Raw genomic sequence first — 18,913 nt, forward strand, 5'->3', positions numbered from 1 at the left:
CGGCCCGTCACAGCGCGGCCGGTTCCACCGGCTGCCGTTCCTCTCGCCGCCGTTGGTCCTCTTGGAGTTCGCGCCGGGCCCGCAGGAACGCGCGGGACCGGTCCACTGCGAGGACGGCGACGGTACGGCCGTCCCGTTCGTAGCGGGCGAGGAAGCCGGCCTCACCGGGGACGCTGTCGTCGGTGATCTCGCCCTCGGCGAGGTGGACGGTGTCGCCCTCGCGGTACCGGCCCGCGAACTGGATCCGGGAGCCGTACTGGTCGGACCAGAAGTACGGCACCGTGCGGGCGGTCGCGCGGGTACGGCCGGCCAGCAGGTTGGTCACGGCGGCGCGGGGCTGCTCGGTGGCGGAGGTCCAGTGCTCGGCCCGGGTGCCGCCGACACGGGCGACGTCACCGACCGCGACCACCTGGGGCAGCGCGGTCACACAGCCGTCGTCGCACAGCACACCGTCGTGCAGAGCGAGGGTGGAGCCCGCCAGCCAGGCCGTGTTGGGCTGGGCGCCGATGCCGACGATCACGATGTCGGCGGGCAGGGTGCGGCCGTCGGTGAGGTCGACTCCGGTGACGGTGGGGGTGCCCCGGAGCGCGGCCACGCCGGTTCCGGTGACCAGCTCCGCACCGCCCCGGCGGTGCAGGGCGGCGCACACCGCCGCCATCCGGGTGCCGAGTTGGGGCACGAGCGGCAGCGGGGCGGCCTCGACCACCGTGACCGTGTGGCCGAGCCGGGCGCACGAGGAGGCGGTCTCGGCGCCGATGAAGCCGCCGCCGATGACGACGACGCGGCGGGGTCCTCGGGCGAGGTCGGCGCGCAGGGCGCGGGCGTCGTCCAGGGTGCGCAGGGTGTGGACACCGGCGAGGCTGTCGCCCGGCAGCCGGCGGGCGGCGGCTCCGGTGGCGATGACGACGCCGTCGGTGGACACCGTACGGCCGTCGCCGAGGAGGACGGTGCGGCCGCGGGGGTCGAGCCCGCGGGCGCGGGTGCCGAGCAGCCACTCGGCGTCGAGTCCGGCGGTGTCGTCGGCGTCGGTGAGGGCCAGCCGGTCCTCGTCGGCGTGGCCGGTGAGGAAGTCCTTGGAGAGAGGAGGGCGGTCATAGGGGCGGTGGGGTTCCTCGCCGACGATCACGAGTCTGCCGTCGAAGCCCTGGGCGCGTAGTTCCCGGGCGGCGTAGAGCCCGGAGAGGGAGGCGCCGACGATGGTCACGGTCCTCATACGGCGCGGCTCCCGGCGTCGGGGGTGGGGCGGTGGGGGCGGGCCGGTGCCGCAGCGGGCGGGCGGACGGGGCCGGTGGAGGCGGCGGGCCGATGCTTGGCGGTGTTCATGCGGCCGTGCCTTCCTCCGCGGTGAGGTGGACGTGGACGACGCCGTCCTCCACGGTGACGCGATGGGTCCGGACGGGGCGCCGGGCCGGCAGGCAGGTCGGTTCACCGGTGCGCAGGTCGAAGGAGGCCGCGTGCAGCGGGCACTCGACCAGGCAGCCCTCCAGCCAGCCCTCGGAGAGGGACGCGTCCTGGTGGGTACAGGTGTCGTCGATGGCGTACAACTCACCGTCGTCGGTGCGGAACACGGCGATCGGCGGCGTGGTCGCGACGCGGACGGACTCGCCCTCGGGGAGGTCTTCGAGGCGGCAGACGGGAATCACGGGCCCCCCTCTCGGTCCGGGACACTCGGTCCGGGACCTGCTCGATGCAGGCGTCAGGGATGCTGCCGGGCGCGTGGAGCCTCGTCGGTCCGGCCCGGTGAAGCGGTAAGGGAGTGGCGGACCGTCATCGGTCCGGGTGATCCGGCACCCTTTCGGGATCCGGACGCTTCGATAACATGATGTTTCGTATGGCGCACGATCCAGCGCTATGCGCAACAGAATCCGGGCGGGACGACCGTCGCGTCAAGGGCTTCCCGCAGATGCGGCCCGAACCGGGCCGACAGGTGGTGAGAGTTGAGCCATGAGCCGCACGCAGAAGCAGTCTGACCGCAGCGCAGAGACCACGGAGAACCCAGGGACCCCGAGGCAGAACGGCCGCGGAGCGGCCAGTGCGGTGCAGTCGGTGGACCGCGCCGTGAGCGTGCTGGAGATCCTCGCCCGCCACGGCGAGGCCGGCGTCACCGAGATCGCCGAGGAACTGGACGTCCACAAGTCCACGGCGTTCCGGCTGCTCGGCGTCCTGGAGAACCGCGGCCTGGTGGCCCAGGCCAAGGACCGCGGGAAGTACTACCTGGGGGCCGGCGTACTGCGTCTGGCGGGGGCGGCGGCAGTGCGTCTCGACATCTCCCAGGAGGGCGTCCCGGTCTGCCGGGAGGTCGCCGACGAACTGGGCGAGACCGTCAACATCGCCGTGCTCGACGACGACGCGGCCGTCAACATCATGCAGGCCCGCGGCACCGCGTCCGTGACCGCGCAGAACTGGCTGGGCAGACGCACCCCGCTGCACGCCACCTCCAGCGGCAAGGTGCTCCTCGCGCACATGCCGCCGACCCTGCGAGAGGGCCTGCTGGCACGGCCGTTGCCGCGGTTCACGGACCGTACGATCACCGGCGCCGGCATGCTGCGCGCCGAGCTGACGGCCGTGGTCGAGCAGGGCTACGGCGTCACGGACGAGGAGCTGGAGCTGGGCCTCGCGGCCGTCGCGGCTCCGGTGCGCGCGCACGACGGCAAGGTGATCGCTGCGATCAGCGTCTCGGGGCCGGTCTACCGGCTCAACGCCGACCGGCTGCCGGAGGTGGCCAAGCGGACCGTCGCGGCGGGCGCCGAGCTCTCCCGGCGGATGGGGTACGGATTCTGATCTCCTGACGCACGGCTGCGCGCCACGCCTGACCCCGCGTTCGGCACGCACGCGGTGCGCATCACGCGCGAACCATGGCGCGGGACCGGGCGGTTCCGGTCCCGCGCCGTCGTGTGTCCGAGAGGTTTCGCCCCACAGGTTCCTTTCACCAAGGGTTGACGCGCACCCCTTGACGGCTCCGTGACGCGGTTCTCAAGATGTTCCCCACCACGCAACCCATCGTGCAATGCGCAACAGCAGAGGAGCTTGTCGTGCCACACGAGGTCCGTGCCGTAGTCGCTGTGAAGAAGGGCGCACCCGTGGAGGTGCGGACGATCGTCGTCCCCGATCCGGGACCCGGTGAGGTGCTCGTCGACGTGCAGGCCTGCGGGGTGTGCCACACGGATCTCCACTACCGGGACGGGGCGATCACCGACGACTTCCCGTTCCTGCTGGGCCACGAGGCGGCCGGCACGATCTCGGCGGTCGGTCCGGGCGTCACCGACCTGAAGCCCGGCGACTACGTCGTACTGGCCTGGCGGGCGCCCTGCGGCGGCTGCCGCTCCTGCCGCCGTGGGCGGCCCTGGTACTGCTTCGACTCCCGCAACGCCGCCCAGCCCATGACACTCCCGGACGGCACCCCGCTCACCAACGCCCTCGGCATCGGCGCCTTCGCCGAGAAGACGTTGGTCGCGGCGGGCCAGGCGGTGAAGATCGACCCGGCCGCACGGCCCGAGGCGGCCGGCCTCATCGGCTGCGGGGTGATGGCCGGTTACGGCGCGGCCGTCAACACCGGCAACGTCGGCCGCGGTGACTCGGTCGCCGTCATCGGCTGCGGCGGCGTCGGCAACGCGGCCATCGCGGGCGCCTGCCTGAACGGCGCGATGAAGGTGATCGCCGTCGACATCGACGACAAGAAGCTGGACCAGGCGGAGAAGTTCGGCGCCACGCACACCGTCAACTCCCGGGGCACCGATCCGGTCGAGGCGGTCCGGGAGCTGACCGACGGTCACGGGGTGGACCTCGCGATCGACGCGGTGGGCCGTCCCGAGACGTTCCTCCATGCCTTCTACATGCGCGACCACGCGGGCCTGCTGGTCCAGGTCGGGGTCCCCGCACCCGAGACGAAGGTCGAACTCCCGCTGATCGACGTCTTCTCGCGCGGCGGCGCCGTCAAGTCCTCCTGGTACGGCGACTGTCTGCCGAGCCGGGACTTCCCTTTCCTGATCGACCAGTACCTCTACGGTCTGCTCGACCTCAACGCGTTCGTGTCCGAGACGATCGCCCTGGACCAGGTGGAGGAGGCGTTCGGCAAGATGCACCGCGGTGAGGTGCTGCGCTCGGTGGTGGTCCTGTGAGCGTGCACGGGAGCGTACAGGCCGAACGGGTCGTCACCTCCGGCACCTTCAGCCTGGACGGTCGGACGTTCGACGTCGACAACAACGTCTGGCTGGTCGGTGACGACGAGGAGGTGCTGGTGGTCGACGCCGCGCACGACGCCGAGGCGCTCCACCGCGCCCTCGTCGTCCGCACCGGCCACGGCCCCGACACGTCGATCGCCGCCGAGCGGCCGAGCGTCCCCGCCGCCTGAGCGGCTGCCCCGGCATCCGCGTCCCCGCCCGAGGGGGCTCCCCCGCACCTGCCATCCCCGCCACCACAAGGAGGGGCATGTCCAGCACGCCCGAAGACCACGCCGGCCCGCCGGAAGCCCACCCCCGCCCGGCCGACGACCACTCCCACACGCCCGAAGCCCGCCCGCGCCCCGCCCAAGACCACCGCCGCACACCCGACACCCACCCCCGCCCCGCCGAAGACCACCCCCGCTCGCCCGCAAGCGGCCCCCGCACGCCCGACGCCCACCCCCGAGTCCCCCGCGTCGTCGTCATCGGCGCCGGCATCGTCGGCTGTTCGCTCGCCGACGAGCTGACCGCGCGCGGCTGGACGGACGTGACCGTCCTGGAACAGGGCCCACTGCCCGCCCCCGGCGGCTCCACCTCGCACGCCCCCGGGCTCGTCTTCCAGACCAGCCCGTCGAAGACCCTCGCGGAGTTCGCCAAGTACACCGTCGAGAAGTTCCGCTCCCTGGAGGTCGACGGCGTCTCCTGCTTCGCCCAGGTCGGCGGCCTCGAGCTCGCGACCACTCCCGAGCGCCTGGCCGACCTGCACCGCAGGGCCGGCTACGCGGCCTCCTGGGGCATCCGCGGCGAGGTCGTGAGCACGGCCCGGTGCAAGGAACTCTGGCCGCTGCTGGACGAGTCGGTGGTCCTCGGCGGCTTCCACACCCCGGACGACGGCCTGGCCCGAGCCCTGCTCGCGGCTCGCGCCCAGATGGACCGGGCCATCGCCCGCGGCGCGCGCTTCCTGGACCGGCACACGGTCACCGGCATCGAGCAGCAGGACGGCCGGGTCACCGCGGTCGTCACCGGCCGGGGCGTCTTCCCGGCCGACCACGTCGTCTCGGCGGCCGGATTCTGGGGGCCCGTCATCGGCCGCATGGCCGGCGTCGACGTACCGCTCCAGCCCCTCGCGCACCAGTACGCCAAGACCGGGCCGCTGCCCGAGCTGAGCGGCGCCACGGCCGAGGCCACGCGGCCGATCCTCCGCTTCCAGGACCGTGATCTGTACTTCCGCGAGCACACCGACCGCATCGGGATCGGCTCGTACGCGCACCGGCCGATGCCGGTGGATCCGTTCGCGGTCCTGGCGTACGACGAGGCGCGCGCCCGGGAGATGGAGATGCCGTCCTCGTATCCGTTCACCGTCGAGGACTGGGCGCCGAGCTGGGAGGACTGCCGGCGGCTGCTGCCCGCGCTGCGGGCGTCCGGGATCGAGACCGGGTTCAACGGGGTGTTCGCCTTCACGCCGGACGGCATGCCCGTGCTCGGCGAGGCCCGGCGGCTGCGGGGCTTCTGGCTGGCCGAGGCGGTCTGGGTGACCCACTCGGCCGGAGTGGCGAAGGCGGTGGCCGAGTGGATGGTGGACGGGCGGCCGGCCATCGACGTACACGAGTGCGACCACACGCGATTCGAGGAAGCGCAGCGTTCACCGTCGTACGTCCGTGAACGCGGTTCACAACAGTTCGTCGAGGTGTACGACGTCCTGCACCCTCTCCAGCCCATGGAACAGCCCCGCCCGCTCCGGGTCAGCCCGTTCCACGCCCGCCAGCAGCAGCTCGGCGCCTTCTTCCTGGAGGGCACCGGCTGGGAGCGCCCGCACTGGTACGAGGCGAACGCGCCGCTCGTGGACACCCTCGGCAACCTGCCCGAGCGCGACGCCTGGTCGGCCCGCTACTGGTCCCCCATCGCCGCCGCCGAGGCGAAGGCCACCCGCGAGAGAGTCGCCCTGTACGACATGACCCCGCTGCGCCGCCTGGAGGTGACCGGCCCAGGTGCCCTTGCCTTCCTCGACCGCATGACCACCAACAACCTCCGCAAGAAACCCGGCGCGGTCACCTACACCCTGCTCCTGGACGACACCGGAGGCATCCGCTCCGACCTCACCGTCGCCCGTCTCGCCCCCGACCGCTTCCAGATCGGCGCCAACTCCCCCGCCGACCTGGACTGGCTGCTGCGCCACGCGCCCACCGACGTCCAGATCCGCGACATCACCTCCGGCACCTGCTGCATCGGCGTCTGGGGCCCCCTCGCCCGCGCCCTCGTCCAGCCCCTGACCGGCGACGACTTCTCCCACGAGGGTTTCGGCTACTTCCGGGCGAAGCAGACGTACCTCGGTCATGTGCCGGTGACGGCGATGCGCCTGAGCTACGTCGGTGAGCTGGGCTGGGAGCTGTACACCAGCGCCGACCTGGGCCTCAGGCTCTGGGACACGCTGTGGGAGGCCGGGCGGGAGCTGGGGGTGGTCGCCGCGGGCCGCTCCGCCTTCAACTCCCTGCGGCTGGAGAAGGGGTACCGGGCCTGGGGCACCGACATGACCGACGAGCACACCCCCTTCGAGGCGGGCCTCGGCTTCGCGGTCCGCATGGACAAGGAGGACTTCGTCGGCAAGGCGGCACTCCAGCGCGCGGGAGACCCTTCCCGCCGGCTCACCCCGCTGCTCCTGGACGACCCCGCCGCCGTGGTCCTCGGCAAGGAGCCGGTCCACTCCCCCGCTCTCGGCTCGGCTCGACCGGGAGGCGGCCCCCTCGGCGCCCCGGCCGGTTACGTGACCAGCGCGTCGTACGGCTACACGCTGGGCCGGTGTGTCGCGTACGCCTGGCTGCCGGCCGGCCTCGCCACCGGTACCGGCGTGCACATCGAGTACTTCGGCGAGAAGATCCCGGCCACGGTCGCCGACGAGCCGCTGTTCGACCCGAAGATGACCCGCATCCGTCGCTAGGAGGCGCCCGTGTCACCGTCTTACGACGTCATCGTCATCGGTCTGGGCGGCATGGGCAGCGCGGCCGCCCACCATCTGTCCGCGCGCGGCGCCCGGGCCCTCGGCCTGGAGAAGTTCGGTCCGGTGCACAACCGCGGCTCCAGCCACGGCGGTTCACGGGTCACCCGGCAGTCGTACTTCGAGGACCCGGCGTACGTTCCGCTGCTGCTGCGCTCCTACGAGCTGTACGCGGACCTGGAGCGGGCCACCGGCCGCGACATCGCCATCCTGTCCGGCGGGGTCATGGTCGGCCCGCCCCGGTCGAGGACCGTCTCCGGCGCGCTGCGCTCGGCGACCGAGTGGGACCTGCCCCACGAGATGCTGGACGCGAAGGAGATCCGCCGCCGGTTTCCCACGCTCAACCCGTACGACGACGAAGTCGCCCTGTACGAGGAGAAGGCGGGCCTGGTCCGGCCCGAGAACATGGTCGCCGCGCACCTCCAGCTGGCCACCCGGCAGGGCGCCGAGCTGCACTTCGAGGAGCCGATGCTGCGCTGGGAGCCGTACCGGGACGGGGTGCGCGTCCATACGGCGGAGAACACCTACACGGCCGGCCATCTGGTGGTCTGCCCCGGTGCCTGGGCGCCGCGGCTGCTCACCGACCTCGGGGTGCCGTTCACGATCGAGCGGCAGGTCATGTACTGGTTCCAGCCGAGGGGCGGCACCGGGCCGTTCCGGCCCGAGAACCATCCGATCTACGTCTGGGAGGACGCGGCCGGCGTCCAGGTGTACGGCTTCCCGGCCATCGACGGCCCCGCTCTGGGCGCCAAGGTCGCCTTCTTCCGCAAGGGCCGGGTGACGACTCCGGAGACCATCGACCGGACCGTGCACGAGGACGAGGTCCGGGCCATGGCGGACCACATGTCCCGCTGCATCCCGGACCTGCCGGGCACCTTCGTCAAGGCCGCCACCTGCATGTACTCCAACACCCCGGACGAGCACTTCGTCATCGCCCGGCACCCCGCGCACCCGGAGTCGGTGACCGTGGCCTGCGGTTTCTCCGGGCACGGCTTCAAGTTCGTGCCGGTCGTCGGCGAGATCCTGGCCGACCTGGCGCTGACCGGCTCCACCGCGCACCCGATCGGCCTGTTCGACCCCGCCCGGCTCGCCGCCGCGCCCACCTCAGCCGTGGGGGCGCGGCGGTACCGAGAGGCCGAGCCCGCGGAGGCGAACCCGATGACACGAGGAGCCCGCCCATGACGGCGACCCCGACCTCCCGGAGCCCGATCTCCCCGAGCCTCATCGCGACACTTCCGGGCCACTACTACACCGACCCCGAGGTCTTCCGGCGGGAGCAGGAGCTGCTCTTCGAGTCCCTGTGGCTCTGCGCCGTCCGCAGTGCCGATCTGGACCGGCCGGGTGCCTTCCGCACGGTCCAGGTGGGCCGCGAGAACGTCGTCATCACCCGGACCCGCACCGGCGAGCTGCGCGCCTTCCTCAATGTCTGCCGGCACCGCGGGGCGCGGCTGTGCACCGAGGAGTCGGGCGAGGTGCGGCGCAGCCTCCAGTGCCCGTACCACGCATGGACGTACGACCTTGACGGCACGTTGATCGCCGCCCCCAACTTGATCAAGATGCCTGACGTTGATCGAGTCGAGTACGGGTTGATCACGGTGGCTCTGCGCGAGTGGCTGGGCTACGCCTGGGTGTGCCTCGCCGACGAACCCCCCTCCTTCGAGGACACGGTGATGTACGCGGCCGTGGAGCGGCTCGGCGACGCCGCCGCCATCGAGACTTACGGCACCGAGCGGCTGGCCCTCGGCAAGCGCATCGCCTACGACGTGAAGGCCAACTGGAAGCTGATCGTCGAGAACTTCATGGAGTGCTACCACTGCGCGACCATCCACCCGGAACTGACCGAAGTCCTGCCGGAGTTCGCCGACGGCTACGCGGCCCAGTACTACGTCGGCCACGGCGCGGAGTTCGGCGTGGAGATCAAGGGCTTCACGGTGGACGGCAGCGAGGGCTTCGCCAAGCTCCCCGAGGTGACCGCCGACCAGGACCGTCGCTACTACGCCATCACGGTCAAGCCCACCGTGTTCGTCAACCTCGTCCCCGACCACGTCATCCTGCACCGCATGTTCCCGCTGGCCGAGGACCGCACGGTGGTGGAGTGCGACTGGCTGTACGCGCCGGAGGTGGTGGCGTCGGGCGCGGACGTGTCCCGGTCCGTGGAGCTGTTCCACCGCGTCAACGTCCAGGACTTCGAGGCGTGCGAGCGCACCCAGCCGGCGATGTCCTCGCGCGCGTACCGCCGGGGCGGGGTGCTGGTGCCGAACGAGCACCACATCGGCATCTTCCACGAGTGGCTGCTGACCCGGCTGGGGGACGCCGATGCCTGACCTGTTCATCGACGGCGAGTGGCGGGGCGCCCTGGACGAGCGCACCCGCGAGATCCGCTGTCCCGCCGACGGCTCCCTGGTCGGGGTCGTGGACGAGGCCGGCGGCAAGGACACCGTGGAGGCCATCGGGGCGGCCCGGCGCGCCTTCGACACCGGCCCCTGGCCGCGCACGCCCGCCGCCGAGCGCGGTGACCTGCTCCTGCGGGTGGCCGGCCTCCTCGCCAGGGACAAGGACGCCCTCGCGCGGGCCGAGTCACTGGACACGGGCAAGCGGCTGGTGGAGAGCGCGTACGACATCGACGACGTCGTCGACTGCTTCCGCTGGTTCGGGCGGCTGGTCGCCGCCGAGACCGGGCGTGTGATCGACACCGGGCGGGAGGACGTCGACAGCCGGGTGGTGTACGAGCCGGTCGGTGTCTGTGCCCTGATCACGCCCTGGAACTATCCGCTGCTGCAGACCGCGTGGAAGGTCGCGCCCGCGCTCGCGGCCGGCAACACCTTCGTGCTGAAGCCCAGCGAGCTCACCCCGCACACCGCGATCCACCTGATCCGGCTGCTGGCGGAGGCGGGGCTGCCGCCGGGTGTGGCCAATCTGGTGCTGGGCGCCGGTCCGGAAGCGGGCGCCCCGCTCGGCGACCACCCGGACGTCGACCTGGTGTCCTTCACCGGCGGGCTGCACACGGGCCGCCGGTTGATGGCCGCGGCGGCCGGCACGGTCAAGAAGGTGGCGCTCGAACTCGGCGGGAAGAACCCCAACATCGTCTTCGCGGACGCCGACTTCGACGCGGCCGTCGACATGGCGCTGACGGCGGTGTTCCTGCACTCCGGGCAGGTGTGCTCGGCCGGGGCCCGGCTGCTGGTCGAGGACGCGCTGCACGACCGGTTCGTGGACGAGGTCGTACGGCGGGCGCGGCTGATCCGGCTGGGCGGGCCGTTCGACGAGCGGGCGCAGACCGGTCCGCTGATCTCGGCGGCCCACCGGGCGAAGGTGGAGGCGTATGTGGCGCGGGGACTCGCGGAGGGCGCGGTGCTGCGCTGCGGTGGCGCCCGGCCCGCCGGCCCCGGCTACGACGAGGGCTTCTACTACCTGCCGACCGTCCTGGACGCGTGCACGAGCGGCATGTCCGTCGTCCGAGAGGAGTCCTTCGGGCCGGTGCTGACCGTCGAACGGTTCACCTCCGAGGAGGAGGCCGTCCGGCGGGCCGATGACACGGTCTACGGCCTCGCGGGAGCCGTGTGGACCGGCGACGAGGCCCGGGCCGCGCGGGTCGCGGGACGGCTGCGGCTCGGCACGGTCTGGATCAACGACTACCACCCGTACGTGCCGCAGGCCGAGTGGGGCGGGTACAAGCAGTCCGGGTTCGGGCGCGAACTCGGACCGGCCGGGCTCGCCGAGTACCGCGAGACGAAGCACATCTGGCGCAACACCGCGCCGGCACCCCAGCGCTGGTTCGGCTGACCGGCCCAGCGTCCTCCAGTCCCCGGCACCCGCAACGGGCCGTTGCCGCCCCTTCCCCAGGCCCACGAGGAGTCCGCTCATGACGACCACCGAGCAATCGCCAGGACCGCACCACCACGACGACGCCGAACTGGCCGAGTTCGGCTACAAGCCCGAACTCAGGCGCACCCTCGGCAACTTCCACACCTTCGCCGCCGGGATCAGCTACATCTCGATCCTGACCGGCACCTTCCAGCTGTTCTACTTCGGCTACGGCAGCGGCGGTCCGGCCTACTGGTGGTCGTGGCCGATGGTGTTCGTCGGCCAGTTCATGGTGGCCCTGTGCTTCGCCGAACTGGCCGCCCGCTATCCGGTGGCCGGCTCGGTCTACAACTGGTCGAAGAAGATCGGCAATCCGCATCTCGGCTGGCTCGCCGGTTGGATGATGTTGATCGCGTCCATCGTGTCCGTCTCGGCCGTAGCGCTCGCCTACCAGTTGACGCTTCCGCAGATCTCGTCCGCCTTCCAGTTCGTGGGTGACGGCACGGGCAAGTACGACGTGGCGACCAACGCGGTCGTCCTGGCGGCCGTGTTGATCCTGTTCACGACGCTGGTCAATGCGTTCGGCGTCAAGCTGATGGCCACGATCAACACCGCAGGCGTGTTCATCGAGTTGATCGCGACCGTTGTATTGATCATCCTCTTCGCCGTCCACATCACCCGTGGTCCTCACGTCGTCATGCAGACGAACCACACGGGATCGGGCTACTCAACGGGTTACCTGGGCGCCTTCCTGGTGGCCTCGCTGGCGTCCGCCTACGTCATGTACGGCTTCGACACCGCCGCCTCGCTGGGCGAGGAGTCCCTGGATCCGTCCCGCAACGCCCCGCGCGCGATCATCCGCGCCATCGTCGCCTCCTTCGTCCTCGGCGGTCTCGTCCTGCTGCTGGCCCTGATGAGCGTCTCCAGCCTCAAGGGCGACAAGCTGTCCACCGACGGCCTCCAGTACGTCGTGCTCGACGTACTCGGCCCGACGGCCGGCAAGGCGATGCTCTGGTGCGTGCTGATCGCGGTCACGGTGTGCGCGCTGGCCGTGCACACGGCGGCGATCCGGCTGGCCTTCGCCATGGCCCGGGACAACAACCTGCCGGCATCCGCCCTCATGGCCCGGGTCAGCCCCCGCTTCCAGACCCCCGTGCTGCCGGCCGTGATCATCGGCGTGCTGGCACTGGCGATCCTCGTGGTCAACATCCGCCAGCCGCAGATCTTCACGGTCGTCACCAGCATCGGCATCATCATGATCTACCTCGCCTATCTGGGCGTCACCGCGCCGATGCTGGTGGCCCGGCTGCGCGGAAAGTGGCAGCCGGCGGGCGAGGGCAGGTTCTCGCTGGGCCGCTGGGGACTGCTCGTCAACATCGTCGCGGTCGTCTGGGGCGCCGCCATGACGGTCAACCTGATCTGGCCGCGCGCCTCGGTCTACAACGCGTCCGCGCCGTACCACTGGTACCTGCGCTGGGGTGCGGTCCTCTTCGTCGCGGTCATCGCGGGCGGTGGCTTCGCCTACTACTGGTTCGTCCAGCGGCACCGCACCGGCGTGCTCGCCGAGCACCGGCTGGACACGGCGGACACCGCGGCCACCGCGCCGACCGCTCCCCTCGCCGCCCCGGCGGCCGAGTGATTCCGCCTGATTCGGCCGGCCAGGAGGTCATATGAGCATCGATGAGTTCGACTACGTCGTGGTCGGCGGCGGCACCGCGGGCAACGTCGTGGCGGCCCGGCTCTCCGAGGACCCCTCGGTGACGGTGTGCGTGCTGGAGGCGGGTCCCAGCGACGTCGGCGACGACGACGTCCTCAGGCTGGAGCGCTGGATGGGGCTGCTGGAGTCCGGGTACGACTGGGACTACCCGGTGGAGCCGCAGACCAGCGGGAACAGTTTTATGCGGCACGCGCGCGCGAAGGTGCTGGGCGGCTGCTCGTCGCACAACTCCTGTATCGCCTTCTGGGCGCCCGCCGAGGACCTGGACGACTGGGCGGCCCAGGGCTGCACCGGCTGGAGCGCGGCCGACCTGTTCCCGCTCTACCGGCGGCTGGAGAACAACGACGCGCCCGGCGACCACCACGGCCGCACCGGCCCGGTCAGGCTGCGCACGCTGAAGGGCGCCGATCCGTGCGGCGCGGCCCTGCTGGAGGCGTGTACGCAGGCCGGGATACCGACGGTCCCGTTCAACACCGGCACGACGGTGGTGCGCGGGGCCAACTGGTTCCAGATCAACTCCGACGAGAACAACATCCGCCAGTCCTCGTCCGTGGCCTATCTCCACCCGGTGCTGGGCAAACGGCCGAACCTGGACGTGCGGACCGGGGTGCGGGCCAAGAAGCTCGTGCTGGAGGGACGGCGGTGCGTGGGCGCCGAGTACCTCGACCCCGACCTGGTGCACACGCGCACGGTACGGGCCCGGCGCGAGGTGATCGTCTCCTGTGGCTCGATCGACTCCCCGAAGCTGCTGATGCTGTCGGGCATCGGCCCCGCCGGGCATCTGCGCGAGCTCGGCGTCGAGGTCGTGGTGGACGCCCCGGGCGTCGGCGAGAACCTCCAGGACCACCCCGAAGGCGTGATCATGTGGGAGGCCCGGCAGCCGATGCCCACCACGTCCAGCCAGTGGTGGGAGGCGGGCATCTTCTACGACACCCAGCCCGGCCTGGACCGGCCCGACCTGATGTTCCACTACGGATCGGTGCCGTTCGACATGAACACCGCACGCTGGGGCTACCCGACCTCGGAGAACGCGTTCTGCCTGACGCCCAACGTGACGAAGGCGAAGTCGCGCGGCACGGTACGGCTGCGGACGCGGGACTACCGGGACAAGCCGAAGGTGGATCCGCGGTACTTCACGCACGAGCACGACGTACGGGTGATGACGTACGGGCTGAAGCTGGCCCGTCGTATCGCCGCACAGCCGGCGCTGAGCGGCTGGGCGGGCGCGGAACTGGCCCCGGGGCCGGAGGTGCGGACGGACGACGAGTTCGTGGACTACATCCGCAAGACCCACAACACCGTCTACCACCCGTCCTGCACGGTGAGGATGGGTGCGGACGACGACCCCTCGGCCCCGCTCGACGCGCGGTTGCGGGTCAAGGGGGTCGAGGGGCTGCGGGTCGCCGACGGGTCGGTGATGCCGGACTTGATCGCCGTCAACCCGTGCATCACGACGATGATGATCGGCGAGAAGTGCGCGGACCTCCTGAGAGAGGACGCCTGAAACACCCTGGGGGCGCCGGGAACTGCGCGGCAGGCCGCGAACGGCCCGCAGTTCCCCATCGCCTTGCTTCTACGGCGCGCTCGAAACCGGTTTCTTGTACATCCGCGTGGCGGTGATCTCGCTGTGCACGGCTTCCCCGGCGGGAGCCTCACGCGGCAGGCCGGGCCGGAGGTGTTCCTCCACGCTGATGTACTTCAGGCCCGCCCTGAGGTCGGCGTCGTTGCGCAGCCGGATGACCAGCGGGAACTCGGCCAACGCGGTCGTGTCGAACAGGCCGGTGGTGTAAAGCAGCTGGACGCCCAGCGCGTCGGAGACGGCCCGCTGGAGCTCCAGCAGATACGTCGCGTTGGCGCGGCCGATCGGGTTGTCCAGGAACAGCGTTCCGGCGTGCCGCTGCTTGTCCCGGCCCCGGTCGTTGGAGCGGAGCGCGGCCATCGTGCAGTACAGGGCGATGGCCGCGGTGAGCAGCTGACCGCCGGAGAACACGTCCCCCATCTGCCCGACGGGGACGCGCTCGGCGCGCAGCACCGCGTCGGGCTTGAGGATCTCGACGGCCACGCCCTTCGGCTGGAGGGCGGCCGCGACCCCGCGCAGCAGCAGGGACATGCCGTCCCGGCGCAGGTCGGAGTTCTTCTTGACGGCCGCGCGCGTGGCCTCGCCGATGACCTCGCCGAGCCGTTCGGTGAGCGTGGCCTGGTCGGGCTCCTCGAAGCGGATGCGCAGGAACTCCTGGCCGGACCACTCGCCGAGCCCCTCGGGCAGCCGGGAGAGCCGCTGTGCGGACCTGAGTGTCGCCAGGGCCGACTCCACCAGACCGCGCAGCCGGTCCACGATCGACTCGCGGTTGCGTTCCAGCTGAGCCAGTTCGTCGGTGAGGACGCGCAGCCGGGGCGCGAACGCGTCCGCCCACTTCTGGGCGTGCTCGGGCAGCGCGGAGGCCGGCAGCTCGCGGATCTGCTGCCGGGCGGGGGTGCGGACCTGCTCGTAGCGCGTGGAGTTGGCGTGCCGGACGAGAATGTCGCTCGCCTCGCGCACGGCCGCCTCGGCGGCGGACAGGTCGGCGGCGCAGCCGCGCAGCGAACGGCGGGCCTCTGCGGCGGAGTGCCGGGCCTCCTCCAGGCTGCCGGGGTACGGCTCCGGCTCCTCCTGCTCCTCCTCGGGGGCGTGTTCGCGCAGCAGGTCGCGGAGCATGGCGCCGATCTCGTCGAAGCCGCCGGCCGCGTCCTCGGCGGCGCGGTGGGCGTCCAGCAGCTCCGCGTGCGCCTCGCGGGCCTCGGCCAGCGCCTCGGTGCGGGCGGCGAGTTCGGTCGTGGCGGTGCGCAGCAGCCCCTGGGCGTGCTCGGCGTCGCGCGGGACGAGTTCCTCGGGCAGCTCGGTGTGCGCCTCACCGTCCTCGGGCGCGAGCCGCTCGGCCTCGCCGCGCAGCCTGCCGAGCTGCTCGCTCGCGGTCGACACGCGGGTCTCCAGGAGCTGCACCAGTTCCTCCGCACGTGCGGCGGCGGCCTGCCGGGAGGGCCCGTCGGAGCCGTCGGGGGACTCCAGCAGCTGTTCGGCGCGGGTGCGGACCTTGTTGCTGAGCCGGTCCAGTTCGGCGCGGGCGGCGCTCTCGTCGCTCTCCGCGCGGGCCTGCTCGGCGCGCAGGTCGGCGCCGACGCCGACCTTCTCGTACACCTGGGACGCGGCCCGGTACGCCTCACGGAGGGCGGGCAGGGACGCCTTCGGGGCCCCCGCGTCTTCGACCGGTACGTCGTCGGGGGCGCCGGCGATCTCGGAGCGCTCGGCGCGCAGGGCGCGGGCGGTGCGGCGGGCGTCGTCGGCGGCGCGCTGGGCGGCGCGGCGGTCCTCGTCGGCGGCGCGGGCGCGCTCCAGGCAGACCTGGGCGCGGGCCTCGCACTCGGCGGCCTCGTCGGCGAGTTCGCGCAGTTTCACCTGCCAGCCGGCGCGCTCGCGCAGCCGGAAGGCGAGGCCGGCGAGTGCGTCGGCGGCACGGCGGGCCCTCTGCGCGGCCTCCTGCCGCTCGTCGCGGACCTGTGCGGCCTCGGTGGCGGTCTCGTCGGCCTCCGCGCGCGCGGTCCGGGCCTCGGCGAGTTCGGCCTCGGCCTCCTCGGCGAAGGCTCGGGCCTCCTGGGCGGCCCGAGCCAGTTCGGTGAGGCGCCCGGCGGGGCAGCCGGTGCGCCAGGAGGCGAGCCGTGCGGCGAGCTCGCGGTCCTTGCCGAGGCGGGCGGCGAGGGTGCGGATCTCCTCGTCGCGCTCGGTGGCCCGCGCGCGCAGCGCCTGGCGTTCCTCGTCGGCGGCGTGCTCGTCGTGCATGGCCGGGTTCGGCGGCACGAGGAACACGTCACCGGCGGTGCTGCCCGCGGCGGGCGGCGGGGCGAGCAGCGCGGCGGCGGTGCCGACGGCGACGGCGGAGCGGGGCAGCAGGGCGGCGTCCCCGAGGGCCTCGCGGGCACGCGCGTGCGTGTCCGGGTCGGTGATGATCACGCCGTCGACGAGTTCGGGGCGGGCGGCGAGCACGCGCGCGTGGTCGGCGGGGTCGACGGCCTGCGCCAGGTAACGCCAGCCGGGCAGCGCCGGGATGCCGTGCTCGCCGAGGAACTCGACGGTGGCCAGCACGTCCGGGCCGGGCGGCAGCAGTCCGCCGTCGCCGAGGGCGCCGAGGATCCGGGCGTCGTCGGCGGCGGCCGTCCGCAGATCGAACAGGTGCCGTTCGGCGGTCGACACGGCGTCGTCGAGGAGTTCGCGCAACTCGTCGGCGAAGCGGTCCAGTTCCGCGGGGCTGAGCGGGCCCTCGGCGTCGGTGCGGGGGCTGCTGCCCCCGGGGGCGGCGTCGTCCGCCCCCGTCCGGGGACCGGGCACGCCCACGCGTGCCGCCACCGCGGCGCCCGGCAGGCTCAGCAGCTCCGCCAGCCGCTCCTCGGCGGCCAGCGACTCGGCGAGGCGCCGCTCGGCCTCGTACGCCCGCTCGGCGGCGGTCGCAGCGTCCGCCGCGCGGGCCGCCGTCAGCTCCGCGCGGGACTCGGCGGCGGCCGCCTCGCGCGCCTGCTCGGTGGCCTTGCGGGCGGCCTCGCGGGCCGCGTCCCAGGCGGCCACGGCGGTCTTCTCGGCGTCGCTGGCGGCGAGCGCGGCCCGCGCCGGGTCGGCGTCCGGGGCGCTGTCGTCCAGCCAGCCCGCGCGGACCGCCTCGGCGGTCTCCTGCTCGACCTCGGCGAGCCGCTGGCGCAGGTGCCCGGCCTCGCTGCGGGCGCGCTGCGCCTCGGTGGCGGCGGTGGTGGAGTCCCGGTGGGCGACGTCGCCCGTCTCCTGGAGGGCGGCGGAGCGCTCCTCCTCCTCGTTGGCGAGGGCCTCGGCGCTCTCGGCGGCGGCGTGCAGGGCCCGGACGAGGTCCACGGCGGCCTTGGCGCGGGCGGCGAGGGCGGGGGCCGCGTCCCGTTCGGCCTCCTGGATGGCGGCGGACACGCGCGCGACGCGGTCGGCGGCGGCGCGGTGGCGCAGCACGGCCTCGGCGGCCTGCCAGGCGGAGTGCAGGGTGCGGGCGTCGGCCAGCTCGCGCTTCTGCGCGGCGGCGGACTTCTCGGCGGCGGCGAGCGCCAGGGAGGCGTGCCGGTAGGCCAGTTCGGCGGCGATCAGGGCGCTGCGCTCGCGGGCGCCCTCGGAGTGCGTGACGGCGTACGCGGCGGCGGTGACCCGCTGGGCCAGGTCGGCGGCCCGGACCCGCTCCCGCACCGCCCGCGCGGACAGCCGCCGGGCCAGCGTGCGGGTACGGCGCTCGGCGCCGGTGTGGATGTCACGCGCGCGTGACCGCGCCTCGGCGGCCTCGACGATCCGCCCGAGCAGGTCCACGGAACCGGCGGTGAAGTCCCGTTCGGCGATCAGTTCGGCGCGCCGGCCGAGCTTGTTGCCGAAGCCGCTGACGAGGTCGGCGAGGCCGTCGGTGTCGCGGGTGTCGGTGACGGCGCGCAGCAGCAGGTCGGTGAAGTCGGAGTCCTTCTTGACCGCGAAGAGACCGGCCGCCTCACCCTCGTCGGCGTTCATCTCGCGCTGGTAGCGGAAGAGTTCGGGGTCGAGGCCGAGGTCGCCGAGGTGCTCGATCCAGCGGTCGTGGATCTCCTCCCAGTGCACCTCCAGGTGCGGGTATGCCTTGCCGGCCTCCATGAGGGCGTCGCGGAAGCCCTTCATGGTGCGGCGGCGGCCCTGCGCGCCGGAGGTGCCCTCGGCGGGCGGCCGTACGGCGGTGGCCTCGGCGACGGGCAGGTTGTCCAGGCTGAGGCCGGGGCCGGGCCGGAAGGAGTACCACGCCTCGGCGAACTTGCGCGGGTCGTTGGAGACCTGCCGTCCGCGCCACTCGCTGACCTTGCCGACGACCACGCACTCGCCGGTCTGTACGTGCTGCCACTCCAGGGCCACATGGCCGCAGTCGTCGGCGAGCAGGAACTTGCGGAGCACGCCGGAGCTGGCGCCGCCGAGGGTGTTGCGGTGGCCCGGCAGCATCACCGAGAAGATCAGTTTGAGCAGGACGGACTTGCCGCCGCCGTTCTCCAGGAACAGCACGCCCGCGGGCGCGGGCCGGCGCGGCGGACCGGACGGCTCCTCCTCGAAGAACTCCGCCTGCGTGGGCGCCGGGTCGGGCACGGGCTCGCCGACACCCCGCAGGTCAAGCACGGTGTCGGCGTAACGAGCACCGGCTGGACCGATGGAGTAGAGGCGGACCCGGGACAGCTCGTACATGGCGGACTCTC

General features: G+C 72.7%; 11 protein-coding genes and 1 pseudogene. 9 read left to right on the forward strand and 3 right to left on the reverse strand.

The window, feature by feature from the left end; genetic code table 11:
- Positions 1-7 precede the first annotated feature (7 nt).
- Together ACZ7DL_RS13610 and ACZ7DL_RS13615 are read right to left on the reverse strand one after the other, a co-directional pair.
- Entirely contained in the window at positions 8-1,213 is a 1,206-nt protein-coding gene (locus ACZ7DL_RS13610; RefSeq protein ID WP_470774118.1) for an NAD(P)/FAD-dependent oxidoreductase, read from the reverse strand.
- Positions 1,214-1,319: 106 nt separating this feature from the next.
- Entirely contained in the window at positions 1,320-1,643 is a 324-nt protein-coding gene (locus ACZ7DL_RS13615) for a bifunctional 3-phenylpropionate/cinnamic acid dioxygenase ferredoxin subunit (protein WP_470774119.1), read from the reverse strand.
- A gap of 301 nt (positions 1,644-1,944) precedes the next feature.
- Here ACZ7DL_RS13615 and ACZ7DL_RS13620 point away from each other — a divergent pair, with 301 nt between their 5' ends.
- The 9 genes and pseudogenes from ACZ7DL_RS13620 to ACZ7DL_RS13660 all read left to right on the forward strand — a co-directional run bounded on the left by ACZ7DL_RS13620 (position 1,945) and on the right by ACZ7DL_RS13660 (position 14,177).
- A complete protein-coding gene (locus tag ACZ7DL_RS13620) occupies positions 1,945-2,781 on the forward strand; it encodes an IclR family transcriptional regulator (RefSeq protein WP_470774120.1) in 837 nt (278 codons plus the stop codon).
- Positions 2,782-3,032: 251 nt separating this feature from the next.
- Positions 3,033-4,118 (forward strand): S-(hydroxymethyl)mycothiol dehydrogenase, encoded by a 1,086-nt coding sequence (locus ACZ7DL_RS13625; RefSeq protein ID WP_470774121.1) that lies wholly within the window; start codon positions 3,033-3,035, stop codon positions 4,116-4,118.
- A 2-nt stretch (positions 4,119-4,120) separates the two neighbouring features.
- Positions 4,121-4,282: pseudogene (locus tag ACZ7DL_RS13630) on the forward strand (MBL fold metallo-hydrolase); the annotation flags it as partial.
- A gap of 146 nt (positions 4,283-4,428) precedes the next feature.
- Positions 4,429-7,095, forward strand: a complete 2,667-nt coding sequence (locus tag ACZ7DL_RS13635) for a GcvT family protein (protein ID WP_470774123.1) — start codon at positions 4,429-4,431, stop codon at positions 7,093-7,095.
- Between the two features lie 9 nt (positions 7,096-7,104).
- Positions 7,105-8,334, forward strand: coding sequence for an N-methyl-L-tryptophan oxidase (gene solA / locus ACZ7DL_RS13640; protein ID WP_470774125.1), 1,230 nt, complete (start codon positions 7,105-7,107; stop codon positions 8,332-8,334).
- Positions 8,331-9,476: an aromatic ring-hydroxylating oxygenase subunit alpha gene (locus tag ACZ7DL_RS13645; protein WP_470774126.1), complete on the forward strand. Its 1,146-nt coding sequence runs from the start codon at positions 8,331-8,333 to the stop codon at positions 9,474-9,476. The genes solA and ACZ7DL_RS13645 overlap by 4 nt, the downstream gene beginning before the upstream one ends.
- Positions 9,469-10,935, forward strand: coding sequence for an aldehyde dehydrogenase family protein (locus ACZ7DL_RS13650; RefSeq protein ID WP_470774127.1), 1,467 nt, complete (start codon positions 9,469-9,471; stop codon positions 10,933-10,935). Before ACZ7DL_RS13645 ends, ACZ7DL_RS13650 begins: the two co-directional genes overlap by 8 nt.
- Positions 10,936-11,014: 79 nt before the next feature.
- Entirely contained in the window at positions 11,015-12,595 is a 1,581-nt protein-coding gene (locus tag ACZ7DL_RS13655) for an APC family permease (protein WP_470774128.1), read from the forward strand.
- A gap of 31 nt (positions 12,596-12,626) precedes the next feature.
- On the forward strand, positions 12,627-14,177 hold the full coding sequence (locus ACZ7DL_RS13660; protein ID WP_470774129.1) for a GMC family oxidoreductase: 1,551 nt from the start codon (positions 12,627-12,629) through the stop codon (positions 14,175-14,177).
- 69 nt (positions 14,178-14,246) lie between these two features.
- Here ACZ7DL_RS13660 and ACZ7DL_RS13665 read toward each other — a convergent pair whose 3' ends face one another.
- Positions 14,247-18,902 carry a hypothetical protein gene (locus ACZ7DL_RS13665; RefSeq protein WP_470774130.1) on the reverse strand — a complete coding sequence of 1,552 codons (4,656 nt, stop codon included), beginning with the start codon at positions 18,900-18,902 and terminating at the stop codon, positions 14,247-14,249.
- Positions 18,903-18,913 lie beyond the last annotated feature (11 nt).

This window comes from Streptomyces sp. NPDC036984 (assembly GCF_055607665.1).

What these genes read in the sequence shown, in the direction of transcription:
- ACZ7DL_RS13610 (WP_470774118.1), bottom strand. Translation starts at nt 1,213, where the DNA reads ATGAGGACCGTGACCATCGTCGGCGCCTCCCTCTCCGGGCTCTACGCC.
- ACZ7DL_RS13650 (WP_470774127.1), top strand. Translation starts at nt 9,469, where the DNA reads ATGCCTGACCTGTTCATCGACGGCGAGTGGCGGGGCGCCCTGGACGAG.
- ACZ7DL_RS13645 (WP_470774126.1), top strand. Translation starts at nt 8,331, where the DNA reads ATGACGGCGACCCCGACCTCCCGGAGCCCGATCTCCCCGAGCCTCATC.
- ACZ7DL_RS13660 (WP_470774129.1), top strand. Translation starts at nt 12,627, where the DNA reads ATGAGCATCGATGAGTTCGACTACGTCGTGGTCGGCGGCGGCACCGCG.
- ACZ7DL_RS13665 (WP_470774130.1), bottom strand. Translation starts at nt 18,902, where the DNA reads ATGTACGAGCTGTCCCGGGTCCGCCTCTACTCCATCGGTCCAGCCGGT.
- ACZ7DL_RS13635 (WP_470774123.1), top strand. Translation starts at nt 4,429, where the DNA reads ATGTCCAGCACGCCCGAAGACCACGCCGGCCCGCCGGAAGCCCACCCC.
- ACZ7DL_RS13655 (WP_470774128.1), top strand. Translation starts at nt 11,015, where the DNA reads ATGACGACCACCGAGCAATCGCCAGGACCGCACCACCACGACGACGCC.
- ACZ7DL_RS13620 (WP_470774120.1), top strand. Translation starts at nt 1,945, where the DNA reads ATGAGCCGCACGCAGAAGCAGTCTGACCGCAGCGCAGAGACCACGGAG.